We start from the raw sequence: 14,673 nt of genomic DNA on the forward strand, positions 1-14,673 counted from the left end.
CCCTGGGCGCTCTACGGTCTGCTGTTCACCATCGTCGTGCTCTTCTCGATGCAGGGCGAACAGATCACCTCCCAGCCTTGGGATGTCGTCCGGATCGCGTTGCCGCTGCTGGCGTACTTCGCGCTCATGTGGGGCGGAGGCTACATCCTCGGCGCCGCAATCGGATTGGGCTATGAACGCACGACGACCCTGGCGTTCACCGCCGCGGGCAACAACTTCGAACTCGCGATCGCCGTAGCCATCGCCACCTACGGCGCCACCTCGGGGCAAGCTCTTGCCGGTGTCGTCGGCCCGCTGATCGAGGTACCGGTGCTCGTCGGGCTGGTCTATGTCTCCCTTGCTCTACGCAAACGCTTTGCAGTCAAAGAGGTTTCATCCATTCGAGAAAGTGCGAGGTCATGAGCAAACCATCGGTGTTGTTCGTCTGCGTCCACAATGCCGGCCGATCTCAGATGGCCGCGGGATTCCTGAGCCATCTCGCAGGCGACGCCATCGAGGTCCGTTCCGCCGGATCCGCACCCGCCGAGACCGTCAATTCGGCAGCGATCGAGGCGATGGCAGAGCGCGGTATCGATATCTCAGCTCGGTCTCCGAAGATCCTCACCGTTGACGCCGTCCAGGATTCGGATGTCGTCATCACCATGGGCCGCGGCGACACCTGCCCGATCTTCCCCGGCAAGAGCTACCGAGACTGGGTTCTCGACGATCCGGCCGGACAGGGCCTCGAAGCGGTTCGCCCGATCCGTGACGAAATCGAGCGTCGCGTTCAAGCCTTGATCGCTGAACTCACCACTGCCGCGAAGTCTCCCTGACCGATCGGGGAATCGACAGGATCATTCGTCGGCGGGCTCGATGTGTTCGGCACCGAGGACCGAGAGTCGGTATTCCTGTGCGTCCTGCTCGGTTTCGAAATCTTTCTCTTCGAGGAGGTTTCGATCGGCGTCGAGGTATCGGTAGGTAGTCATTCCTCCACCGTGCCACTGATGTCCGGTTCGTGCTCGGATACCGGTTCGATTTCGTCGACGACTGTTTGAATCAGACTTCCGTAGCGCCGGATCAGGTCCTTCGACGACAACGAATCCTCACCGAGGAGTTCGAGCGTTCGCATGCCAGTGGCAAGTCCGAGCAACAGTGAGACGACGACCTGGCTGCGAACCAAACCGGGCTCGGTGTCGCCGATGCGTCGCGCGATCCCGTGAACGTATCGTTCCTTGATCTCTGCCCGGGCGGCGTCCGGATCTGGCGCCTCGTGAACGTGTACTGCGAGCATTGCCCACGGATCGGTTTCGTCGGATTCTCTACGAGCGACAAGTTTCTCGACCAGTTGACAGCCGATGTTTCCGGTGGCGTCGGCATTGGGATCCTCGTCCATCGGAGGTGCGGACGGGATCGCAGCCGAATACAACCGAGCTTTGCTGCCGTAGATCTTCATGACCAGGGCAGGGGAGTAACCGGCTGCGACCGCGATGTCCTTGATGGTCGTCGATGCGTAACCTCGTTCCGCGAACAAGGCTTTTGCTGCTGTGAGGATGCTGGCTTCACCGCTGCTCATGCCGCTCGCCTCGATACCCGATCGCCATGCGTTTGGTTGCTCATACTGTCGTCAACGGCTCGGCATCGACGGGTACGTCGAAGTCGACGACGGTGGACTGCGCGATGACCGCTATCTGACGAGCCAATGTGCCGTGTCCACTCTCGGTCAGCGCGGTCAGGATGTACCGGCCGGATGTCGGGAGTGCGATTCCGTAGTGCCCGGTTCCGTCGGTGACGGTGGATGCGACGAATTCGCCGGTCGGTTTCGTGAGTGTGACGACGGTTCCCGAGGTTGTTCGACCGTCGACTCCGACCTTGCCGGAGATGGTGAGGCGGTCGCCGAGTTCGACGGTGTGCGTCGATTGCGCGCTGTCGAAAGCGATCACCTGCGACCGAGGGGACCAGCCGTCGGCACTCGTCACCACCAAGTACCGTCCGGGCCGGGGTAGTGCGAGGGAGAAGTTGCCCTCGTTGTCGGCGCGACTCCAGTCGATCGGTCGCCCCTCCATGTCCATCACGGTGACAACAGCCTGCCGGATCGGTCGGCTGTCGGCTCGGACCACACGACCGGCAACCACAATTTCCGTTTCGGACACGGCGGCGTCGGGAAGCTCGAACCCTTCCGGGGTCACCGGGCGAAGCGCCGTTTCCGGTTTTGCGCCGCGGCGAGGAATGAACGCAGCGGCAGCGGCAGCAGCCACGGCGGCGAGGGCGGCCAGCCAGAAGATGTTCTTGAAGGCGTCGATCGACGGAAGGCCCTCACCCGGCCCGGACGGGATGACCATCGAGGTGAGCATGGCGGCAACCACTGCGCTGGATGTGGACGTACCGACTGAGCGGAGCAGCGAATTGAGGCCGTTTGCGGACGCGGTTTCGGTGATCGGAACCGATCGCATGATCAGCATCGGCATCGCGGAGTAGGCGATTGCAGTTCCGATGCTGACCACCGCCGCGCTGATGATGATCAGTGTTATCGAGCCGGTCAGGAACACGCGCGCGATGTAGGCGAGCGCGAGCACAGTGCCGCCGACGATCAGGGTGATCTTGGCTCCGAATCGCTTCGTGATGTTCGCGGAGACGGGAGCGAAGAAGACCATCGCGAGGCCTGCCGGAATCATGCACAGTCCGGCCGCCATCACTCCCAGTTCGAAGCCGTAGCCGGAGATCTTCGGCATCTGGAGTTGCTGAGTGGTGGAGAGGTTGTTCGCATACATCGAGAAGCCGACGAGGATCGAGGCGACGTTGGTCAGCAGAACGGGCCGCTTGGCCGACGTTCGCAAGTCGACCATCGGCTGGGTGACCCGGAGTTCGTACGGGAACCACAGTGCGAGCGTCACGATTCCGATGACGAACATGAGCAATGTCAGTTCGCTCGTCCATCCCCAACGGGCCCCCTTGGAGATGGCGAGGAGGATCGCCGTGAGTGCTGTCGAGAGCATGACCGCGCCGAGGAAGTCGAATTTGCCGCGGGTGCGAACACTCGATTCCGGGACGACGGCGGCTACCGCGATGATCAACAGGACGCCCACGATCGCCGAGAGCCAGAAGATGGCGGGCCAGCCTAGATGCTCGAAGATCAACCCGGACAGGGGGAGCCCGAGTGCGCTGCCGATTCCGAGAGTGGCACTCATCAAGGCTGTTGCCGACGCCACCTTCTCCTTGGGCAGTTCGTCGCGCATGATGCTGATTCCGACGGGGATCATCGAGATCGCGAAGCCCTGGAGGCCACGGCCGATCAGCAGGGCGACAAAGTTGCCGCCGATCGCCGCGACCAGTGATCCGACCACGATCATCGTCATCGAGATCAGCATCATGCGCCGTTTTCCGAACATGTCCGCCAGGCGGGAGACGATCGGAGTGGCGACGGCGCTCGTGAGGAGTGTGACGGTGACGAGCCAGGAGGCGTCGTCAGCGCTGACGCCGAGGATTTTCGGGAAATCGGGCAACAACGGAATGACCATCGTTTGCTGCAGCGCGACCACGGTGCCGGAAAGACAGAGAATTGCGGTGATGAGCCGACTTGAACGGCGAGTGGTCGGAGACGAGTGCAATGCCAAGAGACGGTCCTTCACGCGGCGGTGGTGAACGGGAATTCACCCATGAGTGAACCACTGTTCACCCCTCGCTGTCACCTTCGGTGAATATGCGATTCCTCACGACGGCAACCCGTCCAGGGTTTCCAAGTCGGTATCGCGGGAACAACGTCAGTGGTTGGTCTGCGCCCGCGCGAGCGGGCAGCGAGGAGGAGTGATGCATGCCGAAGTGGGTGACCGTCTCCATGTCCAGGGGCGCGTGGTTGGGCAGGCGGAGGTAACTGCCGAGGTCCTCGAAGTCCACGGGGAGGACGGAGGGCCGCCCTATCTGGTCAGGTACGACAACGGGCACGAGGCGTTGGTGTTTCCCGGTAGCGACGGCTGGATAGATCACCCCGGAAAAGGCTCTTGAACTGCACGATTCTTTCCATGCATGGCCGTTGCATCGAATGCGGCTAAAGTGTGCGCAATGGAGGGCAGACGCCATTACCACTCCCGCGTGCGTGAAGCTTCCGCACAGCGAACGCGTGAACTCATTCGTGATGCGGCGACGACCTTGTTTGTCCGAGACGGATACGTCAGTGCCACCGTCAAACAGATTGCCGACTCGGCCGGCGTCGCCAATCGGACGGTGTTCACAGCCTTCCCGGGCGGGAAGCTCGAGATCTTCGAAGCGGCCCTCGCCGCGGCGCTCGATGCCGACGAGGTTCCACTCGGCGCGCCGAACCTGGCCTCGGACCCCGATGACGTTCGCCGGATCGTCTCCCAGATCGTGGCACAGGGCATCGGACTGCTCGAACGTGCCGGCGCTCTGATGATGGTCGCGGTCGAATCGTCAGGTGCGGATGCCGACATGCGGCGACTGTCCGAGGAATCGTCGGATCAGTCGGCCGTCAATGCGATGTCGATAGCCGAGGGTCTGTCCGAGCACGGATTGTTGAGGCCCGAGATTTCGCTCGAGAAAGCCGCGGGCATACTTGCCGCTTTCGTCTCGCCTCAGCTTCATCAGCAATTGCGTCGGGTCAGTGGATGGGATGTCGATGCATACCGAGGATGGCTCGAGTTCAACATTCGCCAGAATCTAATGTACTAATCGGTCTGTTTTCGTTAGCATGGCGAGGGTTTTTTATTCTCGGGAGGAATCGCCAGCGTGCCCTATGCCTTGTTCGGCCTCATCACGATGTTGCTGTGGATTTTCTGCATCGTCGACGCCATCACGAGAGATGACGCCTACATCCAGTACCTACCCAAGGTCGTCTGGATTCTGATCATCATCTTCCTTCCCACCTTGGGGTCCGTTCTGTGGCTGGTGGTCGGGCGCGGACAGAACGCGCCCCGCGGTTACGTCGGTCCAACCGGTTACGGCGAATACGAGCGTCCGGGACGCGCCGTTGCGCAGGATCCGGCGGCGGACGAAGCATTCTTGCGTCAGTGCCGCGAGCGGGCGGAAGAGCAGCGTCGAATTGCAAAGCAGCAGCGCCGCGACGGCGACGCTGATCGGATTTGAGTTATCGGTAGGCCGTGAGACGGTCCAGCACGAGCCGAAGCGGCGGCCACGACGATCGGCCGCGACGCGTCACCGCATGGGCGGTGAGGATGACAGGCGGATCGGTCAGCGGCACGACGCGTACGCCTTCGCGGGTCGTGCGTTCGAGTGGCATCAGCCCCACGCCGTAACCACTGAGGATCAAGAGTTCGACCAAGTCGAGACTGTCGATCTGGTGAGTGATCCGAGGGGTGAATCCAGCCAGTGACGCGAGGGTTCGCACAGCGCGCTCGTCGGCTGTGTTTCGTGAGTTCACTATCCATGGTGTGTCTGCGAAGGCGCGGAGATCGATCCCGGATTTCGTGGACTCGTCGGGTGTGCGGGCGTTGTCGGGAACGCATAATCCCCACGGCGTCGACCAGAGCGGTAGTGCTTCGAGTAACGAGCTCGGGGATGCGGGGGCGAGGTTGTAGTCGTACGTCAGCGCGAGGTCCAGGTCATCTCGTTCGAGTAGGGCAAAAGCCTCGGCCGGTTCGTACTCGCAGATCACCACGTCTACCTGTGGATGGCTGTGTTGCAGGCTCAGGGCGACGGGGAGCATCGCGGTTCTGACGGCAGTAGCGAATCCGCCGACTCTCAATGTCCCCTCCGGTTCGGCGGTCGGATCGAGGTCCAGGCGAGCTGCATCCACGGCTGCCAGGATGGTGACGGCATGATCGGCGAGTCGTTGACCGGCAGGTGTGAGGCGAACGCGTCGGCCTTCCGGTTCGATCAATGCAGTACCGGTTTCCGCGGTCAAAGCCGCGAGCTGTTGGGACACTGTCGATGTCGTGAGGTTGTGAGCTTCGGCGACCGCGCGCATGGAACCCAAGCGGGAGAGTTCGAGGAGGAGATGGAGTCGACGGGTTTCCATCGTTCGATCATTCACTAATCGTGAACATAATGTAGGTCAAAATCGCGTGGACACGAACGGTTGGCGTCCCGTTCAATTCAGCTATGGATACGAAAGCGCGGGCCGGAGTGGGCCTGGCTGTTCTGGCGATGTTGTGCGTGCAGCTCGGGCTTGCCGTGTCGGTGGGTCTGATCGATCAGCTCGGAGCAGACGGAGCAGCGTGGATACGTCTCGCCTGGGCGGGCATCATTCTTCTGATCATCGTCAGGCCCCGTTCCTCCGCGTTCACTCGCAAAGCGTTTCTGGCCTGCGTGGTCCTGGGTGTGGTCACCGCCGGCATGACGCTGTTGTTCATGGCGGCCGTCGAGCGTCTTCCTCTGGGAACGGCAAGCGCGCTGGAGTTCTTGGGTCCGCTGACGGTTGCTTTGCTCCGGGGGCGTGGCCGCGTTCTGTGGCCGGTTCTGGCAGGCGTGGGCGTAGTCCTTCTCACTGAACCGTGGGCAGGGACAGTCGATCTGGTCGGTGTGGCGTACGCACTTGGCGCGGCGCTCTGCTGGGCGATGTACATACTGCTCACCCAGCGGGTCGGCGACGAGGTTGCCGGTATCAACGGGCTGGCGGTGTCGATGGCGGTTGCCGGGTTGGCCGCGACAATTGCCGTGGGCCACTCGGCCATTGGGCGGCTGACCCCGCACCTGGTTCTCGTGGGCCTCGGACTTGCGATCTTGCTGCCCGTCGTGCCGTTCGTTCTGGAGATGGTCTCACTGCGGCGGCTGTCGACAGCAGCATTCGGCACGCTGATGAGTCTCGAACCCGCTTTCGCGCAGCTCATCGGTCTTGGTGTGTTGCAACAAGTTCCGAGTGTTCTGGCAGTGGCAGGTATCGCATGCGTCGTCGTCGCGGGGATCGGCGCGGCCCGCGGTGGTGCTCGGGGTGGTGGGAAGCCGGCAGGCCCACCCTCCGATTCCGAGCGAACGTACCTTTCGGCGCCTTCATGAGACCGAGAGTGCCGTTCGCTCAGGGCATGTCAGCTCAGTGCACGGCCGCCGCAGCGATGGCTCCGGCGAACACGTCGGCGACCTCGCCGAGCGAATCGAGGATCGGTTGACCGGATCGTTCGACGCGAGCCCGCACCAGCGAACCCTCGAGTGCGGACACTGCCAGGACGGCAAGCCGTTCCGCTCGAGTGTGTGCGACACCGGACTCGATCAGTGAGTCGCGCAGTAGCGAAGTCCACTGTCGGTAGACCGCCTGTCCTGCGGCTGTCACGCTCTCCGAATCGGGGGCAAGTTCCAACAACACCGTCGTGATCGGCGAGCCTTCGTGGAAGTCCGAATCGCTCACCCATCCAGCGAGCAGCCGCGCATACTCGCGCAGCAGTGCTCCGGCGTCCGGGTGGTTGTCGGCGAGTTCGGTCAGAGTGTCGGTGACCAACTGCCCGCCGACGCGGACGACCTCTTCGCCGATCTGCTCTTTGCCGCCGGGAAAGTAGTGGTAGAGCGAACCTTTCGGGGCGCCACTCGACTTGAGGATCTCGTTGAGTCCCGTAGCCGCATACCCCTGGCGGCGAAACAGATCGGCTGCAGCTCGTACCAGTGCTTTGCGGTGTTTCGGGGGAGTCGCCACGAGTTGGAGCTTAAACACCCCAGCGATCCACCACAATCTATGTAGACTGGTCTACATGGAACATTCGGAAATGCTGGAACAGTTGCGCGCAGTCAACGCCTCGGCGGCCTTCAACCGGTGGGCCGGATTCGAAGTGACGGAGGCCGAACCAGGACATGTCTGCCTGCGGCTCGAATGGCGTGAGGATCTTGGCCAGTACTCGGGACACTTGCACGCTGCGCTTGTGGCGGGACTTATCGACACTGCGTGCGGATTTGCCGCCTTTACACAGGTTGGTGTCGTGGCGGCGTCCAACTGCGCGGTCAATTTCGTGAGCCCGGGAGTCGGAACGGCATTCGTCGCCACGGCACGCTCGGTCAAGGCTGGGCGCAAGCAGGTGTTCGTCACTGCCGAGGTACATGCCGAACGCGAAGGCGAATCCGTGCTCGTCGCGTTCGGCACTACCCTCTTGGTTCCACTCGCCGTTCAGGCTTAGGGAACCTCAGGGAATGAGGATGAACTTCCCGGCGGGATGAGAACTCTGCAACTCGGTGTGAGCGAGGGTGACGTCTGCGAGCGGGAAGGTCTTGGCGATCTTCACGGTGAGGTGTCCCGACCCGGCTTGTTCGACCAGTTCGGAGCGAGCCTTCAAACGTGCTTCGGCACTTGCCGGATTGCCTCCGCCGACAGACGCGAAGCCGTCGGTCTGGGCGCGTCCGAACGCGACGATGGTGACGATACGGCTCTTGTCGGTGACCAACGCCAGAGATGTATCGACGGCTTCGTCAGTTCCGGCGGTGTCGAAAGCGGCGTCGACACCGTTCGGTGCGAGTTCACGAACGCGGGCTTCGAGGCCCTCGCCGTAGAGCACCGGCGTGGCGCCGAGCGAGCGCACGTAGTCCTGATTCGATGCTCCCGCAGTGCCGATCACGGTGGCACCGCGTGCTGCGGCGAGCTGAACCGCAATAGCGCCGACGCCACCGGACGCGCCGTGGATGAGGACGGTGTCCCCGGAGCCGACGCGAATGGTGTCGAGGGCGTCGACTGCAGTTCCGCCGACGAGAAGGAGTCCGGCCGCCTGTTCCCAGCTGATGCCGGCGGGCTTCGCGGTGATCGAGGAGACCGGAACGACTACCTGTTCGGCGTAAAGACCGTTGCCGGGGCTGACGATCACCTCGTCGCCGACTGCAACACCGGTAACGCCGTCGCCGACCGCCGAGACGACGCCCGCTGCCTCGCCGCCGAGGCGGATCGGAAGTTTCTCGGGATCAGTGCCGAAAGCACCGCTGTAGAGCTTGAAGTCGAAGGGATTGACGCCGATCGCCTTCACGTCGACCAGGACTTCACCTGATTTCGGCGCCGGTAAATCGATGTCCACCAGCTCCAGGACCTCGGGCGTGCCGTACGTCTGCGCTACAACAGTTTTGGTCATGTCTCGCGCAACCGTCCTCGGGGAAGCGATATTCCCCGAGGACGGGAAAAACTCGAGAAGATTCGATCAGCGGATCAGGGTGCCCAGATCGAGCGGCATCGCGATGCCGGTGATGTGATGGGCCTCGTCGGAACCGAGGAACGCGACGGCTGCGGCGATGTCCTCCGGCTGGCTGACCGGGTCTGGCAAGGTCTGCATGAAGATCGGACCGAGGGTGTGAGCGTTGGCGTCGATGAGCGGCCGCATGTCCGTCATCTGCATTCCGGTTTCCACGCCGTGCGGGTGGATGGTGTTGACCCGAATGTTGTACTGCCCCAATTCCGAGGCCATCGTCTTGGCCAGACCGGTGATGCCGTGTTTGCTCGCGACGTAGTGGCCGAGGAAGGGGAGCCCACGCAGGCCGGCGACGGAGCTGGTGAAGATGATCGAGCCACCGGTGCCTTGCTTGATCAGGTGCGGGATCGCTGCCTTGGCGGTGTGAAAGACTCCGGTCAGGTTGACGTCGAGCGTTTCCTGCCACTGCTCGGGCGTGATTTCCCAGGACATGTTGGCAGAACAGATTCCGGCGTTCGCGACGACGACGTCGAGGCGCCCCAGTTCGTCGATGCCGGCATCGAGCGCCGCGGACAGCGCAGAGAAGTCGCGGACGTCGGTCTTGGTAGCGACAATTCGTCGGTCCAGAGCCTTGACCAGTTCGACTGTCTCGGCCAGGTCGTCTTCGGTGGCGCCGGCGTAAGACGTGGATTCGAATTGAACACACGCGTCGACGGCGATGATGTCTGCGCCCTCTTCTGCCAGCCGGACAGCTTCCGCCCGCCCCTGACCGCGGGCTGCTCCGGTGATGAAGGCAACTTTTCCGGTGTATCGATTGGCAGTCATGCTCAAACCTCCGAATAGTGGTGACGATCTGCTCTTCGGAAGTTAGCGCGACGAAGTTCTTTTCGGGGGTGAATGTCCAGTCAGCGGAAACCGCTCAGCACACCCTGGTCAACAGGGCACATGGTCCGTCGGCGAAGACATCGCGCGCATCTGCGGACGTGACGGGTTGTCCGCTCAGTGCGTCGAGCCATTCGCCTTCGGGAAGGTCGATTCGTGTGTCTCGCCAGCCGTGCGACGAGAGTCCGAGCGAATGTCGCGTCGCCAGAGCAACGACCATGGGCGGATCACCTGCCGGGCCGCGCGAGAAGCCGACCAGATGACCGGATCCGGAACCTGAAGCGAAGATGGGCCGGTACTCACCGTGATCGAACCACGAGGGGTTCTCCCGCCGCAGTGTCAGTGCCGTGCGAACGAGGTGCAACTTTGCGGTTCCTGTCGCGTCGATCGGCGCGGCGCCGGATTCGAGCAGTGATCGCCTCGTTCCGTAGTCGACAACGCGCCGGTTGTCCGGGTCGACCAGCGAGTCCTCCCACAGCTCCGTGCCCTGGTAGACGTCGGGAACTCCGGGCCCGAGGAGTTGGAGCAGCTTTTGGCCCAGAGAGTCCGCCCAGCCGTGACGCGCGATCCGGCCGACGAATTCGCTGACCGAATCAGCGACAGGTCCGTCGAACACCTCGTCGATCCAGCGGTGCACTGCCGACTCGAAGCCGACGTCCGGATCGTTCCAGGAAGTCCTGGCGCCGGACTCGCGGACGGCTTTCTCCGCATAGGCGTGTAAACGCTCGCGCAGCTCTGGAACCGAGGCTGCCGAGCGGCTGTCCGCCGGCCACACACCGATGATGTTCTGCCACAGGAACAATCCGGTAAGCGGATCAGGGCTGGGGCACGCGTTTTCCCACTCGCGAATCAGCCGGGACCACAGGGTCGGCACCTGAGACACAACACCGATCCGTGCCCGCACGTCCTCGCCGCGTTTGGTGTCGTGAGTGGACAGACTCGTCATCGCCCGCGGCCACCGCTTCGCTCGGTCCGCGTTGTGGAGATGGAATTCGGCGACGGAGACGGCAAGTGATGCAGGGTTGCCGCCGACTTCCTGACGTGAGACCAGTCGCGCCGTCCGATAGAAGAGTCGATCTTCGACGGACTTCGCCATGACGGCGCCGCACACCTGCTGGAAGCGAACCGCCGCTTCACCGCCGTTCACCAGGGACTGCGCCAGCACGTTGAACGCTGCTTCATGCCCAGGAGCCAGTTCGTGCATGTCGCCGACGATGCGAGCGGCCAAACCGGCGAGCGGACTGTAGTCGGATCGATAGACCGGCATCCGAGCGATCGCGACGACAACTGCGTCGTTCAGTTCGGTCTCACTGCAACGACTTCCGGTTTCGCGTCGGATTGCGCGCACGAGTCTGCGAACCTCGGGTGCAAGGTCACCGCGCCCGGTGTCGCGTTTGAACTGACGTTCGGTGTGATGCAACCACGTACTGTCCCCGTCGTCGCCGGTCAGATCTGCGGAGAGTTCGGTCAATTCGAGTTCGGCGGCGGGATCGACGAAAATGCCGCCCAGTTGATTGAGTGCGTCGTATCCGGTGGTGCCGTCGATCGGGAGCAGAGGATCGAGTGGTTCCGTATGGCCGAGGATCTTTTCGATCACGAGCCACTGATCTGGTCCGATCAGTTCCCGCAGGCGCCCCAGATACTCCGCCGGATCGGCGAGTCCGTCCGGGTGATCGATGCGAACGCCGTCGATCAGTCCTTCATCGACCCACGACTTCAATTGCCGATGGCAGAGTTCGAAGACTTTGGGGTCCTCTTGGCGCAGTGCAGCGAGTTCGTTGACGGCAAAGAACCGTCGGTAGTTGATGATTCCGGCGTTCCACGGTACGAGTCGGTACGACTGCCTGGAGTGGACCTCCTGTGGAGATCCGAATTCGGTGCCGGAGGCGACAGGGAAGCGGTGCTCGTAGAACGCGAGAAGTGTTTCCTCACCATCCTTCTCGACAGTCAGTGCGTCGAGATCGTCCTGGCTGCCCAGCACCGGGAGCGAGAGTTTGCCGTTGGCCCCGTTGTCGTCTGCCCAGTCGATGTCGAAGAAGTCCGCGTACTCCGACGACTGCCCGTGCGTGAGAACGTCCCACCACCAAGCATTTTCGCGAGGTTTGGCGACACCGACATGGTTGGGGACCAGATCGACGATCAGGCCCATCCCACGTGATCGAACCGCGCGCGATAACTCCACCAAAGCCTCGCGGCCACCAAGTCCTTCGGACACGGTCGTCAGATCGGTGACGTCGTAGCCGTGCGTCGACCCGGACGTCGCAGTGAGGATGGGGGAGAGATAAAGATGTGAGACCCCCAATGCCTCGAAGTAGTCCACCTGTGCGGCCGCATCACGAAGAGTGAATGCATCCGGTCGCAACTGCAGTCGGTAGGTGCTGGTTATCGGGGCCATGTGCACGTCTCCCTCAGGCGGTTCTGCGAAGTACCGTCAATGCTCGCGCTTTTACATCCAATGTTGTTCCGGCCTTGATCACGGTATCGCTCTCACCAGTGGGGACCGAGGTGTCGAGTACGACCGTCCACTCCGACGCGTAGTCCGCGTTGGGGGTGGAGAATTCGAGATCTTCGTAGTGAGCGTTGAAACACAGGAGGAACGAATCTCCCGTGACACGCTCGCCGCGGTAGTTCGGTTCCGGGATCGCGTCGCCGTTGAGAAAGACGGCCAACGACTTACCGAAACCGCTGTCCCAGTCGGCCGGAGTCATCTCCTCGCCCGACGGCGTGAGCCAGGCGATGTCTCGGCCCTGATCGCCACTTCGAATGGGTCGGCCCTCGAAGAATCGACGACGCCGGAAGACCGGGTTCTTGGCGCGCAAGGCAATTGCGCGCTTGGTGAACTCGACGAGGTCCGCATTGGTTTCCGCGAGAGTCCAATCCATCCATGACAGTTCCGAATCCTGGCAGTAAACGTTGTTGTTACCCTGCTGAGTTCGGCCCATCTCGTCGCCGTGAGCAAGCATCGGGGTGCCCTGGCTGAGCATCAGCGTGGCCAGGATGTTTCGGCTCTGACGTCCACGCAGTTCGAGGATTTCGGGGTTGTCTGTGGGGCCTTCGACGCCGCAGTTCCAGGATCGGTTGTGCGATTCGCCGTCGTTGTTGTTCTCGCCGTTGGCTTCGTTGTGCTTCTCGTTGTACGAGACGAGGTCGTGCAGGGTGAAACCGTCGTGGGCGATGACAAAATTGATGCTCGCGCCGGGGCGACGTCCGGTCGCCTCGTAGAGATCAGAGGATCCGGTGAGGCGGGAAGCGAACTCGCCCAGCGTTGCCGGCTCACCACGCCAGTAGTCGCGGACGGTATCGCGGTACTTGCCGTTCCATTCGGTCCACAGGCCTGGGAAGTTGCCGACCTGGTAACCGCCTTCGCCGACGTCCCACGGTTCGGCGATCAGTTTCACCTGACTGACGATCGGATCCTGTTGCACCAGATCGAAGAAGGCGGAAAGGCGGTCCACGTCGTGCAGTTCACGGGCGAGTGTGGAGGCCAGGTCGAAGCGGAAACCGTCGACATGCATTTCGGTGACCCAGTACCGCAGCGAGTCCATGATCAATTGCAGGGTGTGCGGATGACGGGCATTGAGGCTGTTTCCCGTTCCGGTGTAGTCCATGTAGTGCGCTTCGTCGCCGTCGACCAGTCGGTAGTAGGCGGCGTTGTCGATTCCGCGGAAGCTGATGGTCGGCCCCATGTGGTTGCCCTCGGCAGTGTGGTTGTAGACCACGTCGAGGATCACCTCGATACCCGCCTGGTGGAAACTGCGCACCATTGCCTTGAATTCCGCCACGGCCGCATCGGGTTTGGCGGCCGAGGAGTAGTCGGTATGTGGAGCAAGAAAGCCGAAGGTGTTGTAGCCCCAGTAGTTTCGCAGTCCCTGATCGAGCAGCACCTGGTCGTGCATGAACTGATGGACCGGCATCAGTTCGATCGCCGTGACACCCAGATTGGTGAGGTGCTCGATGATCACCGGATGCGCGAGTCCGGCGTAAGTGCCGCGCAATTCCTCCGGAACTCCGGGGTGCGTCGCGGTCATACCCTTGACGTGCGCTTCGTAGATGACCGTCTCGTGGTACGGACGCTTCGGCGAGCGGTCGGACGCCCAGTCGAAGAACGGATTGATGACGACGGTCGACATCGTGTGACCGAGCGAATCATGTTGGGGGAAAGGGATGGTAGCGGGTTCGTCGACGAGTGGTTCGGGATCGAAGGGTTCGGGCTCGAGGCTCTCGTCCGATTCCTGATCGCCCGTGGGTGACTCGTCTTCGAGGCCCACCTCGCCAGATTCGGCTTCCGAACTCGTTTCGTCGGTGGCTTCTTCCGGCTCCACGGCAGGAGTTTCTTCGTCTCCAGCAGGTTCGGGGTCCGCCGCCGACTCGACGTCGTACGAGAACAGCGAACGGTCTCCGTCGAAGTCTCCGTCGAACGCTTTTCCGTACGGGTCCAGCAGGAGTTTGCTCGGATCGCATCGCAGACCTGCGGCCGGATCGTACGGCCCGTGCACGCGGTAGCCGTATCGCTGGCCGGGGGACACGGACGGAAGGTACGCATGCCAGACGTAACCGTCGACCTCGTCCATCCGAATGCGGGTTTCGGTGCCGTCCTTGGCGATCAGGCACAGTTCGACGGCTTCGGCGACCTCGGAGAAGAGCGAGAAATTGGTCCCCGCGCCGTCGTAGGTGGCACCGAGTGGGTACGCACTGCCAGGCCATACCGGGATGGGAGTGGCTGAGGGCGCGCTCGGCGGTTGATCCATGAATCAGA

At 62.4% G+C, this 14,673-nt stretch carries 16 protein-coding genes; 7 read left to right on the forward strand and 9 right to left on the reverse strand.

The features are described from left to right. On the forward strand, window positions 1–402 hold a 402-nt coding region (locus R4P70_RS28055; protein WP_411742488.1), incomplete at its 5' end, for an arsenic resistance protein. After that, window positions 399–812, forward strand: a complete 414-nt coding sequence (locus tag R4P70_RS28060; protein ID WP_317832858.1) for an arsenate reductase ArsC — start codon at window positions 399–401, stop codon at window positions 810–812. The genes R4P70_RS28055 and R4P70_RS28060, both read left to right, overlap by 4 nt. Window positions 813–833: 21 nt before the next feature. Here R4P70_RS28060 and R4P70_RS28065 read toward each other — a convergent pair whose 3' ends face one another. Genes R4P70_RS28065 through R4P70_RS28075 form a run of 3 tightly spaced genes read right to left on the reverse strand, consistent with a single transcriptional unit; the run spans window position 834 to window position 3,590 of the window. Beyond that, on the reverse strand, window positions 834–965 hold the full coding sequence (locus tag R4P70_RS28065) for a hypothetical protein (protein WP_256922339.1): 132 nt from the start codon (window positions 963–965) through the stop codon (window positions 834–836). Then, a complete protein-coding gene (locus R4P70_RS28070; protein ID WP_317832860.1) occupies window positions 962–1,552 on the reverse strand; it encodes a TetR/AcrR family transcriptional regulator in 591 nt (196 codons plus the stop codon). Before R4P70_RS28070 ends, R4P70_RS28065 begins: the two co-directional genes overlap by 4 nt. A 40-nt stretch (window positions 1,553–1,592) precedes the next feature. Next, window positions 1,593–3,590: an MFS transporter gene (locus tag R4P70_RS28075; protein ID WP_317832862.1), complete on the reverse strand. Its 1,998-nt coding sequence runs from the start codon at window positions 3,588–3,590 to the stop codon at window positions 1,593–1,595. Window positions 3,591–3,783: 193 nt separating this feature from the next. Between R4P70_RS28075 and R4P70_RS28080 the strand changes: the two genes are divergently transcribed. From R4P70_RS28080 to R4P70_RS28090, 3 genes are read left to right on the forward strand one after another with little or no spacing between them, the layout of a single operon-like run. Continuing rightward, window positions 3,784–3,978 carry a DUF1918 domain-containing protein gene (locus R4P70_RS28080; protein ID WP_003941743.1) on the forward strand — a complete coding sequence of 65 codons (195 nt, stop codon included), beginning with the start codon at window positions 3,784–3,786 and terminating at the stop codon, window positions 3,976–3,978. 57 nt (window positions 3,979–4,035) lie between these two features. Continuing rightward, a complete protein-coding gene (locus tag R4P70_RS28085) occupies window positions 4,036–4,659 on the forward strand; it encodes a TetR/AcrR family transcriptional regulator (protein WP_317832864.1) in 624 nt (207 codons plus the stop codon). 57 nt (window positions 4,660–4,716) lie between these two features. Next, window positions 4,717–5,073 carry a PLD nuclease N-terminal domain-containing protein gene (locus tag R4P70_RS28090; protein ID WP_019748838.1) on the forward strand — a complete coding sequence of 119 codons (357 nt, stop codon included), beginning with the start codon at window positions 4,717–4,719 and terminating at the stop codon, window positions 5,071–5,073. A 1-nt stretch (window position 5,074) separates the two neighbouring features. Here the strand turns inward: R4P70_RS28090 and R4P70_RS28095 are convergent, their stop codons facing one another. Continuing rightward, a complete protein-coding gene (locus tag R4P70_RS28095; protein WP_097387289.1) occupies window positions 5,075–5,965 on the reverse strand; it encodes a LysR family transcriptional regulator in 891 nt (296 codons plus the stop codon). Window positions 5,966–6,048: 83 nt separating this feature from the next. Between R4P70_RS28095 and R4P70_RS28100 the strand changes: the two genes are divergently transcribed. After that, window positions 6,049–6,942 (forward strand): EamA family transporter, encoded by an 894-nt coding sequence (locus R4P70_RS28100; RefSeq protein ID WP_317832867.1) that lies wholly within the window; start codon window positions 6,049–6,051, stop codon window positions 6,940–6,942. A 34-nt stretch (window positions 6,943–6,976) separates the two neighbouring features. Here R4P70_RS28100 and R4P70_RS28105 read toward each other — a convergent pair whose 3' ends face one another. Further along, window positions 6,977–7,570, reverse strand: coding sequence for a TetR/AcrR family transcriptional regulator (locus R4P70_RS28105; RefSeq protein ID WP_317832869.1), 594 nt, complete (start codon window positions 7,568–7,570; stop codon window positions 6,977–6,979). 55 nt (window positions 7,571–7,625) lie between these two features. Between R4P70_RS28105 and R4P70_RS28110 the strand changes: the two genes are divergently transcribed. Further along, entirely contained in the window at window positions 7,626–8,045 is a 420-nt protein-coding gene (locus R4P70_RS28110; protein WP_230544121.1) for a PaaI family thioesterase, read from the forward strand. 6 nt (window positions 8,046–8,051) lie between these two features. Here the strand turns inward: R4P70_RS28110 and R4P70_RS28115 are convergent, their stop codons facing one another. The 4 genes from R4P70_RS28115 to glgX all read right to left on the reverse strand — a co-directional run bounded on the left by R4P70_RS28115 (window position 8,052) and on the right by glgX (window position 14,665). After that, window positions 8,052–8,981, reverse strand: a complete 930-nt coding sequence (locus R4P70_RS28115; RefSeq protein ID WP_317832872.1) for an NADP-dependent oxidoreductase — start codon at window positions 8,979–8,981, stop codon at window positions 8,052–8,054. 66 nt (window positions 8,982–9,047) lie between these two features. Then, complete coding sequence (locus tag R4P70_RS28120) at window positions 9,048–9,860, reverse strand: mycofactocin-coupled SDR family oxidoreductase (RefSeq protein WP_019748832.1); 813 nt, start codon at window positions 9,858–9,860, stop codon at window positions 9,048–9,050. Window positions 9,861–9,954: 94 nt separating this feature from the next. Continuing rightward, window positions 9,955–12,312: a malto-oligosyltrehalose synthase gene (gene treY, locus R4P70_RS28125; RefSeq protein ID WP_317832874.1), complete on the reverse strand. Its 2,358-nt coding sequence runs from the start codon at window positions 12,310–12,312 to the stop codon at window positions 9,955–9,957. A gap of 13 nt (window positions 12,313–12,325) precedes the next feature. Further along, window positions 12,326–14,665 (reverse strand): glycogen debranching protein GlgX, encoded by a 2,340-nt coding sequence (gene glgX / locus R4P70_RS28130; RefSeq protein WP_317832876.1) that lies wholly within the window; start codon window positions 14,663–14,665, stop codon window positions 12,326–12,328. Between the last annotated feature and the right edge of the window lie 8 nt (window positions 14,666–14,673).

The sequence above is a fragment of the Rhodococcus sp. IEGM 1241 genome (assembly GCF_033142365.1).
GTDB classification, from domain to species: Bacteria; Actinomycetota; Actinomycetes; order Mycobacteriales; family Mycobacteriaceae; genus Rhodococcus_F; species Rhodococcus_F erythropolis.

Excerpts from the sequence above, each read along its gene's own strand:
- R4P70_RS28060 (WP_317832858.1), top strand. The coding sequence starts at position 399 with ATGAGCAAACCATCGGTGTTGTTCGTCTGCGTCCACAATGCCGGCCGA.
- R4P70_RS28065 (WP_256922339.1), bottom strand. The coding sequence starts at position 965 with ATGACTACCTACCGATACCTCGACGCCGATCGAAACCTCCTCGAAGAG.
- R4P70_RS28070 (WP_317832860.1), bottom strand. The coding sequence starts at position 1,552 with ATGAGCAGCGGTGAAGCCAGCATCCTCACAGCAGCAAAAGCCTTGTTC.
- R4P70_RS28080 (WP_003941743.1), top strand. The coding sequence starts at position 3,784 with ATGCATGCCGAAGTGGGTGACCGTCTCCATGTCCAGGGGCGCGTGGTT.
- R4P70_RS28085 (WP_317832864.1), top strand. The coding sequence starts at position 4,036 with ATGGAGGGCAGACGCCATTACCACTCCCGCGTGCGTGAAGCTTCCGCA.
- R4P70_RS28095 (WP_097387289.1), bottom strand. The coding sequence starts at position 5,965 with ATGGAAACCCGTCGACTCCATCTCCTCCTCGAACTCTCCCGCTTGGGT.
- R4P70_RS28100 (WP_317832867.1), top strand. The coding sequence starts at position 6,049 with ATGGATACGAAAGCGCGGGCCGGAGTGGGCCTGGCTGTTCTGGCGATG.
- R4P70_RS28110 (WP_230544121.1), top strand. The coding sequence starts at position 7,626 with ATGGAACATTCGGAAATGCTGGAACAGTTGCGCGCAGTCAACGCCTCG.
- R4P70_RS28115 (WP_317832872.1), bottom strand. The coding sequence starts at position 8,981 with ATGACCAAAACTGTTGTAGCGCAGACGTACGGCACGCCCGAGGTCCTG.
- R4P70_RS28120 (WP_019748832.1), bottom strand. The coding sequence starts at position 9,860 with ATGACTGCCAATCGATACACCGGAAAAGTTGCCTTCATCACCGGAGCA.
- treY (WP_317832874.1), bottom strand. The coding sequence starts at position 12,312 with ATGGCCCCGATAACCAGCACCTACCGACTGCAGTTGCGACCGGATGCA.
- glgX (WP_317832876.1), bottom strand. The coding sequence starts at position 14,665 with ATGGATCAACCGCCGAGCGCGCCCTCAGCCACTCCCATCCCGGTATGG.